General features: G+C 63.9%; 24 protein-coding genes. 8 read left to right on the forward strand and 16 right to left on the reverse strand.

Going from position 1 to position 21,136, the window contains the following annotated elements; genetic code table 11:
* The 8 genes from M1D74_RS11470 to M1D74_RS11505 form a co-directional block, all read right to left on the reverse strand.
* Positions 1-855: a polyphosphate kinase 2 family protein gene (locus M1D74_RS11470; protein ID WP_458115396.1), complete on the reverse strand. Its 855-nt coding sequence runs from the start codon at positions 853-855 to the stop codon at positions 1-3.
* A 35-nt stretch (positions 856-890) separates the two neighbouring features.
* On the reverse strand, positions 891-2,108 hold the full coding sequence (locus tag M1D74_RS11475) for a pyridoxal phosphate-dependent aminotransferase (protein ID WP_309071473.1): 1,218 nt from the start codon (positions 2,106-2,108) through the stop codon (positions 891-893).
* Positions 2,109-2,186: 78 nt separating this feature from the next.
* Complete coding sequence (locus M1D74_RS11480; RefSeq protein WP_309071474.1) at positions 2,187-3,158, reverse strand: ABC transporter substrate-binding protein; 972 nt, start codon at positions 3,156-3,158, stop codon at positions 2,187-2,189.
* Entirely contained in the window at positions 3,155-3,904 is a 750-nt protein-coding gene (locus M1D74_RS11485; protein ID WP_458115397.1) for an ABC transporter permease, read from the reverse strand. The genes M1D74_RS11480 and M1D74_RS11485 overlap by 4 nt, the downstream gene beginning before the upstream one ends.
* Positions 3,904-4,614 (reverse strand): ABC transporter permease, encoded by a 711-nt coding sequence (locus M1D74_RS11490; RefSeq protein WP_458115398.1) that lies wholly within the window; start codon positions 4,612-4,614, stop codon positions 3,904-3,906. The genes M1D74_RS11485 and M1D74_RS11490 overlap by 1 nt, the downstream gene beginning before the upstream one ends.
* A 1-nt stretch (position 4,615) precedes the next feature.
* Entirely contained in the window at positions 4,616-5,734 is a 1,119-nt protein-coding gene (locus M1D74_RS11495; protein WP_309071497.1) for an ABC transporter ATP-binding protein, read from the reverse strand.
* Positions 5,735-6,014: 280 nt separating this feature from the next.
* A complete protein-coding gene (gene rsgA / locus M1D74_RS11500; RefSeq protein WP_458115399.1) occupies positions 6,015-7,088 on the reverse strand; it encodes a ribosome small subunit-dependent GTPase A in 1,074 nt (357 codons plus the stop codon).
* A gap of 191 nt (positions 7,089-7,279) precedes the next feature.
* The gene (locus M1D74_RS11505) at positions 7,280-7,729 is read right to left on the reverse strand and encodes an NUDIX hydrolase (protein ID WP_458115400.1); all 450 of its coding nucleotides are present in this window, start codon (positions 7,727-7,729) and stop codon (positions 7,280-7,282) included.
* Positions 7,730-7,805: 76 nt separating this feature from the next.
* On the opposite strand from M1D74_RS11505, the gene M1D74_RS11510 reads away from it, so the two are divergent.
* On the forward strand, positions 7,806-8,774 hold the full coding sequence (locus M1D74_RS11510; RefSeq protein WP_458115401.1) for a pirin family protein: 969 nt from the start codon (positions 7,806-7,808) through the stop codon (positions 8,772-8,774).
* Between the two features lie 15 nt (positions 8,775-8,789).
* Here M1D74_RS11510 and M1D74_RS11515 read toward each other — a convergent pair whose 3' ends face one another.
* A complete protein-coding gene (locus M1D74_RS11515; protein ID WP_458115402.1) occupies positions 8,790-9,746 on the reverse strand; it encodes an N-acetylglucosamine kinase in 957 nt (318 codons plus the stop codon).
* Between the two features lie 78 nt (positions 9,747-9,824).
* On the opposite strand from M1D74_RS11515, the gene M1D74_RS11520 reads away from it, so the two are divergent.
* Positions 9,825-10,313: an Lrp/AsnC family transcriptional regulator gene (locus tag M1D74_RS11520; protein ID WP_309071481.1), complete on the forward strand. Its 489-nt coding sequence runs from the start codon at positions 9,825-9,827 to the stop codon at positions 10,311-10,313.
* On the opposite strand, the gene M1D74_RS11525 is transcribed toward M1D74_RS11520, so the two are convergent.
* From M1D74_RS11525 to M1D74_RS11535, 3 genes are all read right to left on the reverse strand, one after another.
* A complete protein-coding gene (locus M1D74_RS11525; protein ID WP_458115403.1) occupies positions 10,310-10,504 on the reverse strand; it encodes a hypothetical protein in 195 nt (64 codons plus the stop codon). The two genes, M1D74_RS11520 and M1D74_RS11525, sit on opposite strands and share 4 nt — an antisense overlap.
* The gene (locus M1D74_RS11530; protein ID WP_458115404.1) at positions 10,501-11,127 is read right to left on the reverse strand and encodes an ArsR/SmtB family transcription factor; all 627 of its coding nucleotides are present in this window, start codon (positions 11,125-11,127) and stop codon (positions 10,501-10,503) included. The genes M1D74_RS11525 and M1D74_RS11530 overlap by 4 nt, the downstream gene beginning before the upstream one ends.
* A gap of 63 nt (positions 11,128-11,190) precedes the next feature.
* A complete protein-coding gene (locus M1D74_RS11535; RefSeq protein WP_458115405.1) occupies positions 11,191-12,441 on the reverse strand; it encodes an MFS transporter in 1,251 nt (416 codons plus the stop codon).
* A gap of 148 nt (positions 12,442-12,589) precedes the next feature.
* Here M1D74_RS11535 and M1D74_RS11540 point away from each other — a divergent pair, with 148 nt between their 5' ends.
* The 4 genes from M1D74_RS11540 to M1D74_RS11555 all read left to right on the forward strand — a co-directional run bounded on the left by M1D74_RS11540 (position 12,590) and on the right by M1D74_RS11555 (position 15,962).
* A complete protein-coding gene (locus M1D74_RS11540; RefSeq protein ID WP_309071485.1) occupies positions 12,590-13,072 on the forward strand; it encodes an Lrp/AsnC family transcriptional regulator in 483 nt (160 codons plus the stop codon).
* Between the two features lie 79 nt (positions 13,073-13,151).
* Positions 13,152-13,601 carry a hypothetical protein gene (locus M1D74_RS11545; protein ID WP_458115406.1) on the forward strand — a complete coding sequence of 150 codons (450 nt, stop codon included), beginning with the start codon at positions 13,152-13,154 and terminating at the stop codon, positions 13,599-13,601.
* Positions 13,594-15,294, forward strand: a complete 1,701-nt coding sequence (locus tag M1D74_RS11550; protein WP_458115407.1) for an ATP-binding protein — start codon at positions 13,594-13,596, stop codon at positions 15,292-15,294. The genes M1D74_RS11545 and M1D74_RS11550 overlap by 8 nt, the downstream gene beginning before the upstream one ends.
* Positions 15,291-15,962 carry a response regulator transcription factor gene (locus M1D74_RS11555; RefSeq protein ID WP_309071488.1) on the forward strand — a complete coding sequence of 224 codons (672 nt, stop codon included), beginning with the start codon at positions 15,291-15,293 and terminating at the stop codon, positions 15,960-15,962. Before M1D74_RS11550 ends, M1D74_RS11555 begins: the two co-directional genes overlap by 4 nt.
* Before the next feature lie 184 nt (positions 15,963-16,146).
* Here M1D74_RS11555 and M1D74_RS11560 read toward each other — a convergent pair whose 3' ends face one another.
* From M1D74_RS11560 to galU, 4 genes are all read right to left on the reverse strand, one after another.
* The gene (locus M1D74_RS11560) at positions 16,147-17,355 is read right to left on the reverse strand and encodes a phosphotransferase (RefSeq protein WP_458115408.1); all 1,209 of its coding nucleotides are present in this window, start codon (positions 17,353-17,355) and stop codon (positions 16,147-16,149) included.
* 19 nt (positions 17,356-17,374) lie between these two features.
* On the reverse strand, positions 17,375-18,112 hold the full coding sequence (locus M1D74_RS11565; RefSeq protein WP_458115409.1) for a hypothetical protein: 738 nt from the start codon (positions 18,110-18,112) through the stop codon (positions 17,375-17,377).
* Between the two features lie 249 nt (positions 18,113-18,361).
* Entirely contained in the window at positions 18,362-18,985 is a 624-nt protein-coding gene (locus tag M1D74_RS11570; RefSeq protein ID WP_309124356.1) for a GNAT family N-acetyltransferase, read from the reverse strand.
* 8 nt (positions 18,986-18,993) lie between these two features.
* A complete protein-coding gene (gene galU, locus M1D74_RS11575) occupies positions 18,994-19,896 on the reverse strand; it encodes a UTP--glucose-1-phosphate uridylyltransferase GalU (RefSeq protein WP_458115410.1) in 903 nt (300 codons plus the stop codon).
* A 72-nt stretch (positions 19,897-19,968) separates the two neighbouring features.
* Between galU and M1D74_RS11580 the strand changes: the two genes are divergently transcribed.
* Together M1D74_RS11580 and M1D74_RS11585 are read left to right on the forward strand one after the other, a co-directional pair.
* Positions 19,969-20,637 carry a 5-formyltetrahydrofolate cyclo-ligase gene (locus M1D74_RS11580; protein WP_458115411.1) on the forward strand — a complete coding sequence of 223 codons (669 nt, stop codon included), beginning with the start codon at positions 19,969-19,971 and terminating at the stop codon, positions 20,635-20,637.
* Positions 20,638-20,754: 117 nt separating this feature from the next.
* The gene (locus M1D74_RS11585) at positions 20,755-21,060 is read left to right on the forward strand and encodes an FmdB family zinc ribbon protein (RefSeq protein ID WP_458115412.1); all 306 of its coding nucleotides are present in this window, start codon (positions 20,755-20,757) and stop codon (positions 21,058-21,060) included.
* Positions 21,061-21,136: the final 76 nt, after the last annotated feature.

Genomic DNA, 21,136 nt, shown 5'->3' on the forward strand with positions numbered 1-21,136 from the left:
TCAGGTGGCTGCGAGCTTCGCTTTCTCCCCTGCCACGTCGAATGTGGCTTTGGGCCAGCTCAGCTGCATTCCCGCCAGTGTGTCACTCAGTAACTGCTGGACGGCGATCCGGGCGTACCACTTACGATCCGCCGGAACCACGAACCAAGGCGTGTCCGGGGTGCTTGTCCGCTCAATGGCTATCTGGTAAGCCTGCTGGTAGTCGTCCCAGAGGGCGCGCTCGGCAAGATCTCCGGGATTGTATTTCCAGTGTTTGTCCTTACGCTCCAGCCGCTCCGTCAGGCGCTTCTTCTGCTCATCTTTGCTCAGATGCAGCATCACCTTGATGATCCGCGTCCCCGAATCGACCAGACCGGCCTCAAACTCCCGGATCTTCCCGTACCGCTCGTTCAGCACCTCGGGTTCAGCCAGCTTACGCACCCGGTGAATCAGGACGTCTTCGTAATGCGACCGGTCGAACACACCGATCATCCCCGGACCGGGAAGCTCTTTCCGGATTCTCCACAGGAAGTCATGCTTCTGCTCCGCCACCGTAGGCGCCTTGAAGGCGTGATGCTGAACCCCCTGGGGATCCACTGCACCCACGACATGCCGGACGACGCCGCCCTTCCCCGCAGTGTCCATGGCCTGCAGGATCAACAGCACTGAGATCTCGCTGCCGAAGCGGCTCTCAGCGAAAAGTTTTTCCTGCAGCTCGGACAGCCGGTCCGTGCCCGCCGCGAGCCGAGCCTTCCCTTCCTGCTTCCCGCCAGTGAAACCGGGAGTCGATGCAGGGTCGATTCGTGCAAGATCGAAATCGGGCCCCGCAAGCAGCGACTGCGTGGGAGAGACAGTGAAATTGGGAGCAGTGTGCATGGAACCTCCTCGTTCGGGCACCGCCAGGGCGCAGGTCAGGGCTTGTAGGTGCTCAGGAATTCCGCCAGTCGTCCGATTGCGTCCTCGATGTCCTTGACGCTCGGCAGAGTGACCATCCGGAAGTGATCCGGATTGATCCAGTTGAATGCGGTGCCGTGTGAGATCAGAATCTTCTGCTGCTTGAGAAGGTCCAGCGCGAACTGCTCGTCGTCCTTGATCGGATAAACATCAGGATCCAGACGCGGGAAAAGGTAGAGGGCTCCCTTGGCCAGTTCGCAGGACACGCCGGGGATGGCGTTGAGCAGCTCGTATGCCTTGTCCCGCTGCTGGCGAAGGCGTCCACCAGGCAGGATCAGGTCGTTGATGCTCTGGTAGCCGCCAAGCGCGGTCTGAATTGCGTGCTGAGCGGGGACATTGGCGCAGAGACGCATATTCGCCAGCAGGTTGATGCCTTCGATGTAGTCAGCGGCACGGTGCTTCGGCCCGGAAATGGCCATCCACCCGCTGCGGAAGCCGGCAATGCGGTAGGCCTTCGACAGCCCGCTGAAGGTCAAACACAGCACGTCGTCACCGGTGACGGACGCAGCATTCACATGCACGGCGTCGTCGTACAGAATCTTTTCGTAAATCTCATCGGCGAAGATGATGAGGTCATGGCGGCGGGCGAGATCCACGATCTGCTTGATCACAGAACGCGGGTAAACGGCCCCGGTGGGATTGTTCGGATTGATCAGCACGATGCCCCGAGTCTGCGGGGTAATCTTCGACTCGATGTCCTCGACATCAGGCCACCAGGAATTGCTTTCGTCGCACAGGTAGTGGACGGCGGTGCCTCCGGCGAGGCTCACTGACGCAGTCCAGAGCGGGTAGTCCGGCGTAGGTACCAGGATCTCTTCACCGTTGTTCAGCAAGGCCTGCAGTGACAGGGTGATCAGCTCGCTGACGCCGTTGCCCAGGTAGACGTCATCCACATCGATGTTCTGGATGCCGCGGCTCTGGTAGTACTGGACCACTGCCGTGCGGGCGGAGAAAATTCCGCGTGAATCGCTGTATCCCTGGGCCTTGGGGAGGTGCCGGATCATGTCGACGAGGATGGCATCGGGCGCCTCGAACCCGAAAGGCGCCGGGTTGCCGATGTTCAGCTTAAGGATGCGGTGGCCTTCCGCCTCCATGCGCTTGGCGTGCTCAAGCAACGGCCCCCTGATGTCGTAGAGGACGTTGTGCAGCTTGTCTGATTGCTTGAATTCGGCCATTAACAAAGAATGCCATAGCCCGGGCCCGCGCCCCTGCATTGTGATCAAGGCAACTGAGCGGACCCGGGCTGAAGGGCGTTACTCGCCTGCCAGGCCGTTTTCCTCGAGCCAGTCGGCGGCGGCGTCAGCGGGGTTACGCTTCTCATCCCCGCTGACCTCGCGGTTGAGGTCGATGAGGTGCTCCGTGGTGAGGACGCTGGAAACCTCGTTGAGGACGGCCTGCGCGTCTTCACCGACGGTGTCCAGGTTCACGAGTGGCAGGACCTGCTGGGCGATGAAGTTGTTGGCCGGGTCTTCGAGCACCACCAGATCGTTGTCAGCGATTGACGGTGTGGTGGTGAAGATGTCCGCCACCTGGATGGTGTCATTCAGGAGCGCCTCAAGCGTCACAGGACCACCGCCGTCGTTGATGGCTTCGAAGGACTTCGGGACGCACCCGTAGTTCTCCTCAAGTCCGGGCAGACCGTACGCCCGTTCGGCGAACGTGGCCGGGGCGCCAATGACCAGTTCGTCGCACACCTCAGCCATGTCCTCGAGCGAGGTCAATCCGTACTTCTCGGCGGTGGCGGCGGTGACCACCATGGCGTCCTTGTCTTCAGCCTCGGAAGGCTCAAGCACCCCGAGGTTGACGTCCGGGGACTCAGCCGCGAGCGCATCCGGCAGCGCCGCTACGATGTCCTCCGCGGACTCCGCGGTTGCCTCGGAATCGAGGAACAGCAGCAGGTTGCCGCTGTAGTCGGGAATGATGTCCACCGATCCGTCCACGAGCGCCTGGTAATAAATCTCGCGGGATCCGATGTTGGGCTGGGTGTCCGCCTCGATACCGGCCGCGTTGAGCGCGCCGGCATAGATTTCGGCGATGATCTGGCTCTCCGGGAAGTCAGCAGAACCTACAGTCACCGGCCCGCTGGTGCCCTCTGCGCCTTCACTCTCGGTGCCGCCCTGCGGATCTGAGTTGGCACCGCACGCTGACAGGGCGAGCGCCGCGGTCAGACCTGCGGTGAGGCCGAGCAGGCCACGCCGGAAGCTGCGCGTGGATGAGATGGTCATGGTGTTCCTCCTTGTGAACGTGCGTGGGCTTCCTGCCCACCGGTCTTTGACGGTTCCGCCGGCACGCGGGCTGACCGCAGGCCGGGCGAGACGGCAAATTTTTGTAGCAGCGCCATGACGCCATCGACGGCGATAGCCACGACGGCGATGACGACGGCCCCACCGAACAGGCGGCCGTTGTCGCGCAACTGGGTGCCCTCGATCAGGAACACTCCGAGCCCGCCGAGATTGATGAAGGCGACGACGGCGGCCGTCGCGACAACCTGCAGCACCGCGGCCCGGAAGCCGCCAAGTATCACCTGCAGCCCGTTCGGCAGTTCGACGCGGAACAGTACCTGCAACTCGTTCATCCCCATACTGCGTGCAGCGTCCACCACCGCCGGATTCACCGACGAGATACCGGCGTACACGCCCGCGAGGATCGGCGGTATGGCGAGCAGCACCAGGGCCCAGATGGGCGGCATGAGCCCAAGGCCGGCCAGCAGGACAAACAGGATCAGGACGCCGAGGGTGGGCAGCGCGCGCAGGATGCCCACGCCGGAGACGATGACGACCCGCCCCTTTCCCGTGTGTCCGACCACCAGCCCGATCGGCACAGCAATGGCCGCGGCGATGAGAATGGTCAGCCCGGTGTAACCGAGGTGCTCAAGGATTCGTACCGGGATACCGGCCGGTCCGCTCCAGTTCGCGGCGAACGTGAGCCACTCAAACATCTGGACCAGGAGATTGCTGCTGGAGTAATCCATCAGTAGGCGCTCCCTGCCCGTGGGGCGTCCACCGAAAGCTGCGTCTCTTTGGTGATGAGCATCGGTTCCGGCGTCCTGACGTTGCGTGCCCATGGCGTAAGCACCCGTTCAAGCGCCACGAGCATCAGGTCCATGACGAGCGCCAGTACCAGGGTCACGATAATCCCGATCACTATTTCGGTGGGGAACGATCGGAACAGCCCGTCGGTGAACAGGGTTCCCAGGCTCGGAAGCCCAATCAGCGCACCCACGCTGACGAGCGAGATGTTCGTGACCGAGATGACCCGCAGACCGGCGAAGAGGACCGGGAGTGAGAGCGGAAGGTCAACCGTAAGAAAACGGCGCAGCGGCGTGAATCCCATCGCTACTGCTGCCTGCCGCACGCCGTCGTCAATCGAATTGAGCGCATCGAGCGTTGATCGCACCAGCAGCGCAACCGCATAGATGGTCAGTGCGACGATGACGTTCAGCATGTCCAGAACCTTGGTGCCGAGAATCAGCGGAAGCAACACGAACATCGCAAGCGAGGGCACTGTGTACAGCAGTGCCGACGTGGTGAGGATGATGCCGCGAAGAGGTTTGCTCAGCCGGGCAGCCTGCGCCACGGGGATCGCGATGGCGACGCCGAACACCAGCGGAAGGACTGCCTGAATCAGGTGGTATCCGGTCAGTTCTGCAACGTAGGGGAAATTGTCAATGAACCACTCCACGTCAGACCGCCGTGTTGTGGTCAGCCCGGCCGCGGTCGAGGCGTGCTTCCTCGATGAGCTCAAGCACTTCGGCAGCCTCGACCACGCCGATCACGCGACCGTCGTCATCGACGGCCACGCCGAGCCCGGACGGCGCGGACAGCGACGCGTCCAGCGCGCGGCGAAGGGAATCGCCGCGTCGGTACAGTGAGCCGCCGGGAACGAGGTCGGAGAGTGAGGTTATCTGGTGCCGCTTGGCCCGCGGCACCCACCCCTGAGGGCGTCCGTCGTCGTCAACAGCCAGGGTCCAGGAGGAATCCACGGCGACAGCCGGATCGGCGAGCCGACTAACTCTCACGGTCTCAACGGGGTGGACCTGCACGCCCTCGCCGCCTTGGAAGGACAGCCGGCGAAACCCGCGGTCCCTGCCGACGAAACCCGCCACGAACTCATCCACCGGAGCCCGCAGGATCTCCTCGGGCGCGGCGTACTGGGCTAGGCGCCCGCCTGTGGCGAATACCGCGACTTTGTCCCCGAGGACGGTGGCTTCATCGATGTCGTGCGTGACGAACACGATGGTCTTGGCAAGATCACGCTGGAGCCGAAGCAACTCCTCCTGAAGCTCGTGGCGCACCACCGGGTCGACGGCGCTGAACGGTTCGTCCATCAGCAGGATCGGCGGGTCCGCCGCCAGTGCACGCGCAACCCCCACCCGCTGCTGTTGGCCTCCGGACAGCTGACCCGGGTACCGCTTCCCCAGCACCGATGCCAGCCCGACGACGTCCAGCAGTTCAGCCGCCCGCTTGCTGGCCGTCGATTTGGGGACACCGTTCAGCCGCGGCACAGTCATGATGTTGTCCAGCACGGTGCGGTGCGGAAGCAAACCCGAGGACTGCATGACGTAGCCCATGGATCGTCGGAGTTCGGCTGCCCGCTGTCGGCTGACGTCTTTGCCGTCAACCAGGATGGAACCGGAGCTGGGCTCCACCATCCGGTTGATCATGCGCAAGGACGTCGTCTTGCCGCATCCGGACGGCCCGACGAAGACAGTGATGGCGCCCCGGTCGATGTCCATGGTGAGGTTTTCGACGGCGGCTGTCCCGCCCCCGTAATTCTTGGATACGCTCCGGAACTCGATCATCGCCGGAGAGCTTGAGCTACCCGCACCGGGCCCGGAAGTCACGCCAGTCATGAAGCCACACCTTTCATCGACGTCAGGCCCGGCCGTGGCCGCTCCCTGGCGATTGTGTGTACCCGCGGCTTGCGAAATCGCACAGCGGACACCGTCTTGTTGAGTCTAGCTAGGCGTTCGTTGCACACAAGCAGTTGTATGGGCCGGTGAAGAACTTTGTCTCGAATCGTTAAGACGGAACCGGTTCCCTGCCGACCGAAGCTGCCGCACGGGCCCCCGACGTCGGAGCTCACCCCTCGATGAAACGGTTGCGATAGTCCTTCGCCAGGGCTGCCTCCTTCGCAATCCTGTGGAAGGACCGGTCATGCCGTCGCTGCTCCGCGACACTCTGCCGGCGGTGCAGACTGGCCAGTTCGCGCTGCATCTTGCGGTAGCTGAGCCAGCGGCGCTCCTCCACCACCCCGGATTCGATCGCCGCCCGTACTGCACAGCCGGGCTCAGAATCATGGGCGCAGTCCCTGAACCGGCAGCTCCTGAAGAGCTCCTCGATATCCCCGAAGACCGCCTCCAGCCCGTCCTCGGCATCCCACAGCGCAAACCCTCGAACGCCCGGGGTATCCATCAGGACGGAACCCGCACCCAACGGGATGAGCTCACGGGCCGTCGTCGTATGCCTGCCCTTGCCGTCGCCGGCCCGCACGTCACCGGTGTGCTGTGCCTCAAATCCGACGAGCGCGTTGATCAGCGTCGATTTGCCGGCACCCGAGGGACCGATCAGCGCCAGGGTGCTGCCGCTGCCGATCCTCGCGTGCAACGCATCAAGGCCGTCACCCGCCTCGGCTGACGTCGTGAAGACCTCCACGCCGCGGGCACGCTCCACAGTCTGTGCGACTACCTCATCGAAGCGGCTGGTCAGATCGGCCTTGGTGAGAATGACGAGAGGAACCGCTCCCGAGTCCCAGGCTGCAACGAGGGTGCGCTCCAGCCGGTTGGCAGACAGCGGACGGTCGATCGGCACCACCACGCCGACGAGGTCGATATTGGCTCCCAGCACCTGCGCCTCGGACAGCGGATCATGGGCCCTCTTGCGCTGCAGGGTCGAGTAGCGCGGCAGGGTGCCGACGACGGCGGGCGGTAAGGCGCCGTCGTCGTCGTTGCGAGCGAGCGCCACCCAGTCCCCCGTCACGATCGAGGCACCGGTTTCGACCTGCAACGGACCGCTGCCGGTCATCAGCAGCACCCGTCCGCGGTCCGCGCGGATGACGCGCGCCGGCTCAGGGCTAGAGGTATCGGGTGATGGAAAGGAATAAGAGAAGAGACCACGGATGCGGTCCGTGAAGCCGTAATCAAGAAGGGTATTCAAGGGAAAGTCCTCTGGAAGGGCCTTCCACGCAGCGCACTGTGCGGTCAGAGCAGATGCAGGCGGGAGGCGTGAGTCATGACGGGGGTTTCGGAAACCGGGTTCATCACGTCACCTCCTTCAGCGCCGAGGGCACTCACTTTCGCCTGGCAAAGTGGAAAGTCACCCACCGGTCAGGTCTTAAACAGAGGGTCTCATCGTAGCGCCCGGGCAGGACTTTGGTAAGAGAGTTCCAGAGCTTTGTCAATCAAGTCGACACGGGTCAGGTTGGGCACGTCAGCGAGCGGAACCCAGGCGGCCTCGTCCGTGGAACCTCCGAGTTCATGGACAAGCTCGCCCGACACTGGGTGGGCGCGGTAGATGATCCGCAACGCGTGCAGGGGACGGCCGGATCCGTTCAGGCGGTCTTCGGGCCGGACCTGCAGGCTGTCCACTCCGAGGAGCTCATCCAGTTCGACGACGTAACCCGTCTCCTCGAGCACCTCGCGGACCGCTGCGGTGGGAGCGTCCTCCCCCAACTCCAGGCCACCGCCGGGCAGTGTCCACGCCTCTCTGCCGCGCTCGTTCCAGTGCGCAAGCAGGATGTGGTCAGCGCGCACGACGACGGCATACGCACCTACCCGGGTATCCCACTCCTGAGTCATGAGACCCAGTCTAAACGGGGCGGCCGGTCACGGAACGAGCGTATTCTGATGCCATCGACAGATGGACAGGAGCGCCATGAGTAACCTGGATGTTCATCCAGCACCCAGCGTCTGCGAAACCGCCGCCAGGGAAAATTTCACCGTCGAACTGCTACCGGACCGCGAGGTTCCGCTCGGCGGTGTGCGGGCCATGAATGTGCGCCGCACGCTCCCCCAACGCTCGCTGCCCACTGTGGGTGCCTGGTGCTTCCTGGACTCCTTCGGCCCCGATCGGATAGCCATGCGGGTGTTGCCGCATCCGCATATCGGCCTGCAGACGGTGACCTGGCCGCTGGTCGGCGAAGTGCATCACCGGGACAGCGTCGGGTCCGACGTCGTGGTGCGGCCGGGCGAGCTCAACATCATGACGGCAGGTGCGGGAATTTCACATTCCGAGTTCAGCCCGGAGGGCGGAACCCTGTCCGGACTCCAGCTCTGGGTAGCGCTGCCGGCGTCTGCGGCCTCCGCTCCGCCGTCGTTCGAGCGGCACACCGACCTGCCGGTCATCTCAGGCCCGGGCTTCCGCGGCGTTGTCCTCGTGGGTTCCCTTGCCGGGGTCTCGAGCCCGGCTACGGTTTACTCGCCCCTCGTGGGGGCGGAGCTGACGTCACACGACGGCGGCGGGATTGAACTGCCGCTCCAGGAGACCTTCGAGCACGCCATCCTTGTCCTGGAAGGCACCCTCACCGTTGACGGGGAGTCTGTGGGTCCCGGACCGCTGGCGTACCTGGGAACCGGCCGGTCGGTCCTGCGTGCGGACGCCTCGAGCGGTGCGCGGTGGGTGCTGCTTGGAGGCGAGCCCTTCACGGAGGAGCTGCTGATGTGGTGGAACTTCGTGGGCCGGAGCCACGAGGAGATCGCCCAGGCACGCGAGGACTGGGAGAACGGGCACCCGCGCTTCGGCACCGTACACGGGCACGGCCGGGAGCGCATACCCGCCCCCGCCCTTCCCGGCGTCAGACTGACACCACGACGACGGCGCCCGCAGGCTCCAGGTCACACCTGAGCGGGTGCCGAGCAGCTAGACAGCACCGCTGCGCAACAGGAAGTCAACGCCGTACACCGGATCCCTGTCGAGAAAGCGCACCTCGTCAAAACCCTCCGCTGCGAGCGCTGCTGTGAGGAGATTCTGCAGCGCCGGCTGGTGCACGGCGAGGCCGCCCCCGATGACAACTGGACCACGGATCGCAAGCACGGAGCCGACGTCGGTGATGAGACCACAGAGGTGGCGTACGCCGTCGTCGACAATGCCCTGAGCGACGCGGTCTCCTGCCCTGGCAGCGTCAAACACGAGATGCGCCTGCCCTGCCCAATGCCGCCGGCGGGATTCCCTGTGGAACAGGGCGATGAGCTCCTCGGGACTCTGGACCTCATTGGCTTGAAGTACGGCCTCGCCCAGGACGCCGAGCGGTTCGGCCCTGTTGTAGCGCCGGAGGGTGGCGCGCACCGCTTCCCTGCCGACCCAGTAACCGCTTCCCTCGTCGCCGAGCAAGTAGCCCCAGCCACCGGATCGTGCCTGCCTTCCCTCAGCATCCAGACCCCACGCTACGGATCCCGTGCCTGCGATCACCGCAATGCCGGTGGCGGCGTTGCCGGCGGCGAGGATCAGGCGGGTGTCGTGAACCACGTCAATGTGTGCGTCCGGCACCTGCTCGGCGATCAGTGCCCGCAGTGCAGCGGCGTCTGACTCGGTGTCCACACCTCCGGACCCTGCAACCACACGCCGGACGTTACCGCCGAGCGCTGCGAAGATCTCAGCGAGGCTGCCGGCTGCTTCCGCCTGGGTGACGTTCTGGACATTGGCGCTGCCGCTCTTCGCCTCAGCGGAAACCTTCCCTCCGCTCCATCGGACCCCGTGAGTCTTCGTGCCTCCGATGTCCAAACCAACGACGTCGTTCACGCCGATTCCAACGGCACCGCCGCCCTTTCCGGCGGCGGGGCCAGTGAACAATGTTTCTGGGAACGGTTTGTCCGGCATGGGCACAAGGTTACGCACCCGCCGGTAGGCTGGAGGAATTCCCGCAGGTACCACCACAGGCGAGTCAGGAGCACCCGCATGGCGAAGAGTGGCAGACCGGACGGCTTGGATCCGGTGGACCGTCGCATCGTTCAGGAACTGCTGGCGGACGCTCGGATCACCAACGCCCAGCTCGCCGAGAAGGTGGGAGTTGCACCCTCCACTGCGTTGCTGAGGACCCGCCAGCTCACCGAACGCGGTGTCATCTCCGGATACCACGCCGAGCTGAATCTGGCGGCGATCGGACGTTCAGTGCAGGCCCTGATCTCCGTGCAGCTGAAGGGGCACAACCGCGAGGAAATCGACAGGTTCACGTCCCGTGTGCCGGCCTTGCCGGAAGTGGTTGCAACCTTCCACGTGTCCGGTTCGGTTGACTACCTGATCCATCTCGCTGTTCCCGATACGGAGTCGCTCCGGGACTGGGTGCTGGACTACCTCACCACTGACCCGGTGGTAGGGCACACCGAAACCACTCTGGTTTTCAATCGTATGGACGGCAACGCGGGCCTGCTTCCGGTTCCGGACTAGATCCACAGCCCAGAGTGACGGATGGCCATTCCATCCCGAACCCGATCCTCATATTCGGAGTGGTCCGCGACTGTGTTTTCCCGGGAGGCGAAATGCTCACCCGTGCTGACCAGCCAGCGGCCGACACGTATGAGCATGGCATCAAAGCCGGAGGGTTGAACGGTTGGGCAGAGTCCGGTGAGCGTAGTCATGGCGTGTGCTCTTTTCGCGAGGATGCTTCAGGGAACTGGCCCTGGATAATCGGAAAGGTGTTGAGGTGAATTTGTACCGCTTTGGCATCCGGCGAAGGATTGCTGTCCGGGCGGTATTTCTCGAAGAGGTTGCGAGCAAGGCTCATCAGCTCTTCGGACAACTCGGCGAGCTGCGCCGCAGTGAGGCGTGCGTTCATCGTTGAGATGACTGAAGCGTCCAGCCACTCCTCGGGCAGCACCATCGGCCCGCGTTCCATATAGTCCTCGAGGAGAGCAGCCCGGTTGTGGCTGAACTCGCGATTGACGATGGCTGCGATGTCCCGGGCGCCGGGATCCTTTGCCAGCTCACTCGAGAAAAGGTTGAGAGCGCCAGGGGGCCGCTCCCACCAGCGTTCACGCGCTGATCCCCGGCCCTCCACTTCACGGACGAGCTCATGTTTGGCCAACTGCCGCAGGTGGTAGCTGGTCGAACCGCTCGACTCCCCAAGGCGGGAGGCGAGTGCGCTGGCCGTCTGCGGACCGAACTGGGACAACGCCTCGAGGAGCTGCATCCTGAGCGGGTGCGAGAGAGCTTTGAGGGCGTTGACGTCGACTGTGCGGTCGTTCGGCTTTGCTGACTCCATAGAAGGAGCGTACTCGTGCAAAGATTTATTTGCAACACTTTGTTTGCAAAGGACTATTTGCGGTTACGGGCGGCTCCGGCGGGCGCTGCTCCAGAGGAAGACGGCGACACAAAGACAGGCTGCAGCAACGCCCGCTGCAAAGAACGCAACCGCGCCGGATAAGCCCATGGCGTCTGCTGCCAGGCCAAGGCCCAACACCGGCACAGCGCTCCCCAGGTAGGTGATGACGTAGACGGTGCTGATGATCTGCGCGTGCTGGGAACCTTCGACCTGCTGTGCCACCGCATTGAAGACGGTCCGGAAGGCCACTCCTTGCCCCACACCGGCGAGGACCATCGCGGAGATCAGGAGCGGGACGCTGGCCAGACTGCCGGCGATGGGAATGAGCGCAACTCCTGCGGCCATCACCAACAACCCCAGCACGCCCGCCTTCGCCGCGTCTGACGTGCCCTGCCGGAACAACTGGCTGGCTGCTGATGCCGCCAATACCAGGCCGGCGACCACGCCCAGCGAAGGCCTGCCAAGGTCTCCAGCGATACCGGCGAGGTAGGTGGGCATCAGGCTCAGCGAGAAGCCGAAAACGGCGAAACTGAGGAACCCGACGCATGCGGCCGACCAGAACGCGCTGCGTGCGGTCCGGGAAACCACTGGAAGACGTGGCTTCAGGGCGGACAGAGGCCTTTCCGGCAGTGCCGCCTTGATGGGCGGCCGGGCTTCGAGGAGTACGAGGGGAATCAGGAGCGACCCAAGGAAGAGCGCATAGATGCCGAACGGCAGGCGCGTGGGTTCAGGCAGCAGAGACAGTAATCCGCCGATCATCGGTCCAGCTGCCACTCCCCCTGCCGAAGCGACTAGCGTGAACCGCGACGCCCATTCAGGGCGATGCGGCAACAGGTCGCGCAGCGCGGCCGAACTTGCTCCGGTAGCGCACGCCACCGCTGCTCCCTGAAGGCAACGGCCGAGGACAAGCATCGGAAGAGTGGTCGCACTGCCGAAGACGGCGGCTCCGAGTACTCCGGTGAGTACGGCGAGGACCAACGCCGCGCGCCGTCCGATGTGATCTGACCAGTGGCCGACCAACAATAGGCCCGCGACCAGGACAAGCACATACGCAGCGAATGCCGCCGTCGTGTCGAAGGCAGTGAGGCGCAGGTTGGCCCGAATGAGCGGATAGAGCGGCGTCGCGAGGTTTGCACCTACCAGCAGGGTGGCCATCACGACGACGGCGAGCGCCAGCCGCGTGCGGGTGGAGGCATTCCAGCGCGGGGACTGGACCAGCGCAGGGCGCATCCGCAATTCACTGATGACGCTCATGCTCGCCTTCCGTCTTTCCTACCATTACTACTCTTGATGGTGACGGTTGGAGGTTGGGCTGGAAGCTCGATCGGGCATACTCTGATCATCGTGCTCAAAAGTTGCGGGAGAACCGGCTCCCTGATGGGCTGAACGAGGAGTTGACCGCATGTTGGACAAGACAGACATCCGGCTCCTGCGTGAACTGGTTCGCGACCCGCGCTCGCAGGTCAGCCAGCTCAGCGAGACGCTCGGTATGGCACGCAACACGGCGCAGGCACGCATGCAGAGGCTCTTCAGGTCCGGCATCCTGCGGCGAAGCGGGCGGGAACTGGACCTGGCGCGCCTGGAATACGACGTCGTCGCCTTCGTGACGATTGAGGTTAACCACCGGGAACTGGACGGTGTCATCTCAGCGTTGCGAACCTTGGAACAAGTGCTCGAAGTCCACGAGATTTCCGGCCGCGGTGATGTATGGTGCAGGGTTGCTGCCCGGGATACGCATCAATTGCAGTCCGCCCTCCGGTCGATACTGCGCATCAAGGGCGTGATCCGCACAGAAACCGTACTGGCGCTGCACGAACACATCCCGTATCGCGTCGAACCGTTGCTGGATCGCTTGTTGGCGGAGAAATCGCAGGAGAAGCAGTAGTCGGGGCGCATGGGCGGCCTCACAAGAAGTGTCAACCGGTTCTCATCCGCATCTCATGATGTGTGGGGATACTTGTTGCATGAAACGGTCGCAACTGCACACCTGGCTCATCACGGCGGCCAGTGCGGGCGCCGTCGTTGCGGTGGGTGTGGCGATGGTGGGCGCGCTTCGCAGTCCCGCGCCGCAAATTCTCGGCCCGGTCGTGGGGGTAAGCGTCACCCAGTCTCCGGCGCCGCCCGGCACCCTCTCTCCCACCCCCTCACCGACCGCGTCCAGCTCGCCGACCCCTTCCCCTTCGCCGTCCCGCGTGCCTTCATCGCCGGCACCTGAGCCCACTCCTGAGCCCACTCCTGATGCCACGATCAGTGCGACCGCGCCGCCGGCAGCTGAACCGCCCCCCGCCGTTGTTCCGGCGCCGCCGCCCGTGATTTTGGAGGACGACCGCGGCCGCGGCCGCGGGGGCGATGACGAGGCAGGCGACGACGTTGAATTCGAGGACGAGGACGAAGGGGACTTCGACGATGACTAAGCCCGATGCCCCTGCGACTCAGGCCGAACCAACGCCGACGGACGGCCCGCAGGCCTCGCCCTCGCGCGAAGGCACGCCGCCTACCCAGCCCATCCGGAGGGACCGCTTGATGTCCGCGGAGCCGACCATCCTGGTCAAGGTCCCGCAGGATGCGAAAGAGTCATCCGAGGTTGACACGGAAGCCGGCGGGCGGCCGAGCGTGTGGGCGCAACTTCGAAAGTCGGTTCGCGGGTACTCGTCGGTGCGAGCCCGCGTTCTCATGGCCATGCTGGTGCTGAGCGCCCTTGGTCTTCTGCTCGCAGGAGCAACGGCCTTCGCCCTTCAGCGGAACGATCTTAACCGGGATATGGATGATTCGCTGGAGCGCAGTTTCCAGGAGTTCCAGACCCTGCTCGCTACCGGCATCGACCCGGACACGCTGCAGCCGTTCGTGGAGGCAAACCAGTTGGTCTACCTCGTCATGGAGCGGACCCTCACCCAACCGAACGAGGGAATGATGGCAGTCCGGAACGGGCAGGTGATCTTCTACGCGAACGCAGAAGTTGAAGTCCGGCTCGAAGATGACCCTGAGCTGGTCGACTACGTCACCAATGAGGCGCCTCAGGATTCCGTGACCATACAGTCCAAGCGCACCGCCTTCACAAACTATCGGGTCTTGGTGGCACCGGTGATGCTCGCCAATGACACCGATCCCACCTTCTTCGTCCTGGGGTTCGATGCCGAGGCGGAGCACCAACAACTGAACGGAACATTCGGCACCTACGCGTTGATCAGCTTCGCCACGCTGGTGCTGATTGGAGTGGTCGGCTTCCTCCTGGTGGGGAAGCTGCTCGATCCGATCAGAAGAGTCAGGACGACGGCGAAACGCATCACGGAAACGGACCTCTCCCAGCGGATCGAGGTGACAGGCAACGACGACCTCTCCGACCTCACACGCACCGTGAATGCAATGCTCGACCGTTTGGAGGGGTCCTTCACATCCCAGCGCCGGCTGCTCGACGACGTCGGGCACGAGCTGCGTACACCGATCACCATTGTGCAGGGGCACCTGGAGTTGCAGGATTCGCAGGATCCACGCGACGTCGAGGCTGCTCGCGACATTGCCCTGGATGAGCTCGACAGGATGCGCCTACTGGTGGATGACCTGGTGACCCTGGCAGGAATTGCGGGCCCCGATTTCGTGCGTCCGGAACCGGTGAATCTCGGCAGGCTGACCGACGACGTGATGGACAAGGCCCGCACCCTTGGGGCCCGACGATGGATCATCGATGCACGTGCGGAAGCTATTGCCGTGCTGGACGCCCGCCGCATCACGCAGGCCTGGCTGCAGTTGGCCGCCAATTCAGTAAAGTTCACCGATGCGGGAACAACCATTGCGCTCGGCTCCCGGAAGGACCACGACTGTATCCGCCTCTGGGTACGTGACGAAGGCTCAGGAATCGCCAGGGAGGACCAGAAGCGGATTTTTGAACGCTTCGAGCGCGGACGCAGCGGTAAACGCACCGAAGGAGCAGGACTCGGCCTGACGATAGTCAGCGCGATCACCGAGGCTCACAGCGGCGAGGTGGAGCTCAGATCAGCCCCTGGGAAGGGCGCCACGTTCACCATGGTTATCCCTCTCCTGCCCGTACCCTCCCCCACCACACCTTCCGCTGTGCCTGCCCTTTCGACCGAAAGGGGAGAACGGCCATGAGCCAGATCCTGATTGTCGAAGACGAAGACCGCATCAGCTCCTTCATTGCGAAAGGGCTGCGCTCCGCCGGGTATGTTCCGACAGTCGCGGACAACGGCCGGGACGGGTATCAGCTCGCCCAAACCGGAGACTTCGAGCTGATTGTGCTGGATCTCGGGCTGCCCGACCAGGACGGCTTCACCGTCCTTCGGCGGTTACGGGAGTCAAAAAATACGACACCGGTCATCATCCTGTCTGCACGCAGCTCGGTGGACGACACAGTAGCGGGCCTGGAGGGCGGTGCGGACGACTACATGTCCAAGCCCTTCAGATTCGAGGAGCTGCTCGCGAGGGTGAGGCTGCGGCTCCGCCAGGAAGCTCCATCCGCTGACACCTCCGTGCTCTCCTACAAGGACCTCCAACTGGATCTCCGGTCCCGCAGGGCTCTTGTCAACGGGAAAGAAGTGGATCTCTCCGCGCGGGAATTCGCACTCGCCGAGGCCTTCCTGCGTAATCCCGGCCAGGTCCTCAGCAGGGAACAACTGCTCTCACGCGTATGGGGCTACGACTTCGACCCGGGCTCCAACGTGGTCGACGTTTATGTGCGCTACCTGCGGAACAAGCTGGGTGCCGAGCGATTCGCCACGGTGAGGGGTATGGGGTACCGCCTGGTTGCGGACGATTCCTGATACCGCCACCCCATAGGTTCGTCGGGTTCGGACGTGGTCGGACCCGGGTGCGGTTGGGGGAACGCACCCGGGTCCTTGGGAGGTGGCCTGCAGAACAACCTGTTGTCTGCGAGGGCCACGGGTCTGGTGCTCCAAGCATGGCGCCCCACTGTGAGAACTTGAGGAGAGCCCGATGAGAAAACTCTCACGAAGCCGGAGAAGTCCCACCCGGCTTCAGAAAGTCCTCGGCCACGCGCAGTCTGCCCAACGCGTCGGCCCTCCACGTGCCGCTGACGGCGTCCTGCCCTGGCCTTCGCGCACCAGCGATCAGGGTTAGTGCCACTCCTGCCGCCCGTGCCCGAAGCGCGAACGGGTTCGTTACCTCTTCAAAGGCCTGCTGGAACCGAACCAACGCCGCAGGCACTTCGGCGTAGCGCGCGTCCACGCACGGCAGAACGGCAAGATGCGCCAGGAAACACGCCAGATCGTCCACAAGGTGGCCAGGGCCTACGCTGTCGAGATCGAGTACGCCCGTGATAGAGCCGTCCCGCACCAGGAGGTTTCCCTCGTAGAAATCCCCGTGGGTGGGTACCACAGGACCTGATGGAGCGGCACGGATCATCTCCTCCACCCGGGAGGCAAGGACGAGGATCCGCTCGTTTTCTGCGGGAAGCACTACTGCTGCAGCGCGCGCGTAATCCTGGACGCGGGCAGACCAGGGCGGCCGCTCGGGAAGGTTTCTCGCCGTAGGCGGGAGCTGTGCGAGCAGGCCGACCAGCGCCCGGGGATCAAGCTCCGATGCGCCGTTCACCATGAGGCGTTGAGCCAGCGGAACACCCGGCACCGGCAGGGTCACGACAACATCGTGTGCAGGCGAGTCGACGGGCGGAGGAACAGGGATGCCCGCGTTGTGAAGCAGCTCGTGGCGGTGGCGAAGTAGGGCGGCACGGCCGTGTTGCACGACTTTGAGGAAACGGAGCTCCCCCGCAGCCTCGGCGCGCAGGACGGCCCGCCTCATGGGTCGGTACCCAAGAGTCGTGAGAGCGGCGGCGGGAACCCCGAAGAGATCACGGCCGACAGAAGGCGCATCACACGCCCACGGCAGATCCGGCAGAAGCGGATCATTGGGATGACTCCACACCAGGAGCGGGATGGAGCCTGGCCCCTCCAGCCGGACTGAACGACGGAAGTCACCCTCGATGTTCCGCGTGCTGACGCACAGAAACCCGTCGAAGAGACCGTCCGCGCCCGCGCATCGGACAGCATAGATACCCGTAATACCCGCGCCCGGCCGGTGATGCAGCCCCCGCAGCGACCACGCCTCCAAGGTACCCAGCAGGGCACCTGCCGCTGCAGAAAGGGCCGGCTCGATGGCCGGCCCTTCCAACAAGGCACGTTCGTCGATCTCGGACACTGAACGCCGAGTCCGGCAGTTACGCCCGACGACGCTGGAGGACTTCGTCCAGGTTCATCCGGGGAGCTGCGGACACAGACGTTTCCGCCTTCGGAGCCACGGCAGCGTTCTTGATCGGGGTCTTTGCCTGCGGCCTGGGTGCCTCCGGCAGATCCAGCGGTGCCGGATCCTCCCGATCAGCCTTGGGAGCCTCGACATAGGTGGGCTTCGGAACTTCGACCGGCTGCCAGGGCGTGCCCGTGCCGGCCGGCTTCTCGCCCGCTTCAGCTGCCACTGCCAGGGCCGCGGCCCGCAACTCGGCTGCCGTGAACTGAACGGGCGCAGAAGCCGACGCCTGAACGTCGTCGTTCTTGTCCTCAGCTTCCTCGGATTCCTCCGCATTGAACAGCGTGGTGGGCCGGTGAACTACCGGTGCATCGGATTCCTCCTGGCGCACGATGCGTTCCGGAGCGCCAGCGTCCGGCTGCGGCGTACGACGGCGGCCCCTCACCGCCAACGTGCGAAGCGTCACAACGCTCGCGATGGCGAGCACGAGAGCGAACACGGGAACCACCGAAGCGACCAGCCCCACAACGGCAAGCACAGAGGTGACCAAAGCAATTACCAGCGCCGTCGCTCCAACCAGTGCAATGGCGACTCGATCCCAGCGGATCCTGAAATTGGCGGCCGATCCTCCGACCCGGGATGACTCGCCTGCCTTCCCTGCGGTCGATGGCCCTGTCACGGACTCTGAATCGTCGGCGGCGGACCTGGTCATGACGCTCCTTTGCAACACGGCGTCCCCGGTTGTCGTGGCTGAGAATGCGGAATGTACGGGGCCGGCCACGGGGAAAGGCTGCCGGCTTCGCAGCAAATATGGAGCAACCCAAATGAGCCAGAGCCCGACGATCGCCGCCAGTACAACTGAGCTGTTCAGAGAGAAGTCCACCTACAAAACGTTAGGAGCAGATGTCTCGTGGGTCCCTCATTGACCGCGGTGTGTCCGAGGGTAAATCGAATAGTTTGGCTACAGCCGCGGCGCGGTTTCCTGCCACCGACGCAACAGGCCGCCGGGGGTCTCCTCCGCAGTCAACGCAAAAGAGCGATGGTCCGCCCACGAGCCGGCGATATGGAGGTACGACTTCCGGATTCCCTCGTCGCGGAAGCCGAGCTTTTGTACTACCCGCAGGCTCGCGGCATTCTCCGGCCGGATGTTGATTTCCATGCGGTGCAAGCCCAGTTGCCAGAAACAGTAGTCCGTCACCAGGGCGACCGCGGTGGGAGCAATTCCCCTGCCCGCCCGGTCCTTGTCCACCCAGTAGCCAAGAGTGGCGGTCAGCGCCGAACCCCATACCATTCCCGAAACGGTGAGCTGGCCGACCATCTCCGGCCGGCCGCCGCCCTCGGGCCTCTCCGCTATGACAAACGGCATGGCCGAGGCGGCCCGCACCTGGGCATTCAGTGCACGGACCATCTCATGGTACGTGGGCAGGTAACCGCCCGGAGCGGGGTTGGAGGCTTCCCACGGCGAAAGCCACTCGAGGTTACGCTGGCGAACCCTCGTCCACTCGCTCTTGTCGCGATGACGGAGCGGACGAAGAACAATGTTGCCGGCTTCCAGGGTGACCGGCCAGGCGAACCGACCCCACATTTCCGTGCTTAGCCGTCCATGGAGTCAGTGAACTCCTGCAGCCAGTTCCTCAGGTCCGGGCCGAAGTCTTCGCGCTCGGAAGCGAGAGTTACTACTGCCTTGAGGTAGCTCAGCTTGTCTCCCGTGTCATACCGACGTCCGCGGAAGACGACGCCGAAGACGCCCGAGCCTTCCCCGTCGGCGGCCGCAAGGGTCTGCAGCGCGTCGGTCAGCTGGATTTCGCCGCCGCGGCCCGGCCCCGTCTCTTCGAGTACTTCGAAGACCCGGGGATGCAGGACGTAACGGCCAATGACTGCAAGGTTGGACGGCGCCTCAGCAACCGACGGCTTCTCGACGAGCTTGTTGACCCTGACGTAGCCCTCCCCTTCCAGTGAGGAGACGTCCGCGCAGCCGTAGGCGCTGATCTGATCCGGATCGACCTCGATAAGAGCGATGACAGAGCCGCCGGTTTTGGCCTGGACGTCGATCATCGTTTCGAGGAGTTCATCCCGTTCGTCGATGAGGTCATCACCGAGGAGAACCGCAAACGGTTCGGCTCCAACATGAAGCCTGGCGCGAAGGACCGCATGGCCGAGGCCCTTGGGATCGCCCTGACGAAGGTAATGGATATCGCCCAGTTCGGAAGCCCGGCGAACCGACGCAAGCTTCTCGAGATCACCCTTGTCCTCGAGAGTCTGCTCAATGAAGGGCACGCGGTCGAAGTGGTCTTCAAGTGCCCTCTTGTTGCGTCCGGTGATCATCAGAATGTCATTGATGCCGGCGTCGACAGCTTCTTCTACTACGTATTGGATAGCCGGCCGGTCCACGACCGGAAGCATTTCTTTCGGCATGGCCTTGGTTGCAGGCAGGAATCTGGTCCCCAGGCCAGCAGCAGGAATGACGGCCTTGTTCACTCTTGGTCGCTCAGTCATGCAACAACACTACATAATCGACCGCTCAATGGATGCACGTGCGACGCAGCGGAGTCCCTGTACAGTGCCAGCATGGATCCGTCTGCGCCATCGTCAATACCCCAAGCGAGTTCTTCGGCCCTCAAGGAGGAATTACGGCGCGCGCTGCGGGAGCGGCGTCGTCGTCTGCGGGGTGAGGAGCAGCAGGCCGCGGCAGCGGCGCTGGCTGGTCAGGTGCTCGACTGGCTGCGCACCGGACCGTCTGCGGTGAATTCCACAGAAAGTTCTGCAGAAAGCAGTGTCATTGCCGCCTACCTGTCAACACCGCCGGAACCCGGCACCGAGGTGCTGCTTCCTGCCCTGGTCGAGGCCGGTTACGACGTCGTGGTGCCCGTGTGCGAACCCCGGTACCAGTTGAGCTGGGTGCGGTGGAGGCCCGGAGTCCAGCTAGCCAAGAGCCCCCGGGCGCCGCTCTGGGAACCTGTCGGAGAACGCTCCCATTTCGAGGCCCTGTTGCCGTTCCGGCTGGTGCTTGTTCCTGGCCTTGCCATGGACGAAGGAGGAAACAGGATCGGTCAGGGGGGTGGGTATTACGACCGTTTCCTGGCGCAACTCACGCTTGAACAGCCTGAGGTGCAACAACTCGGGTACTTGTACGACGAGGAGATCCTGCCCGCCGGAAGCGTTGAAGCCACTCCGCTCGACATGCCGCTGCCGGGTGCCTTCACTCCCGCTCGCCTGTACCACTCTTCCCCGCGCTGATAGGCATCATGACACTGGGCAGTGTAGAATTGGCACTCGGACGGGTTGAGTGCCAAGTTCTGATCGGCTACGGCACCGGCACGGCCCACAAACAGCTTTCCCACAGGAGGATTGTCCATGCCTACATACGCTTACGCTTGCAGGGACTGCGGCCACGCCTTCGATGTCCAACAGTCATTCTCGGATGATTCGCTGACGGTCTGCCCCGAGTGCGAGGGCCGGTTGCGCAAGAAGTTCAACAGCGTCGGCGTCGTCTTCAAGGGCTCGGGTTTCTACCGCACCGACTCGCGATCGACCTCCTCGTCGGTTGAAACCGGAGCGTCACCGAAGCCGTCCTCGACGCCGTCCACTGCGGACAGCTCGTCTGCTTCCTCCGGGACCAAGACTGGAACGAGTACGCCCGCAGCAGCGGCTCCAGCCTAAGCCGCCCGGAGCCGAAAAACTCCTCCGCCTCGGGAAGACCGGTTGTCCTGCACAGCCTGTTCTCCCGGGGCGGTTT

It is taken from the genome of Arthrobacter sp. D2-10 (assembly GCF_054161285.1).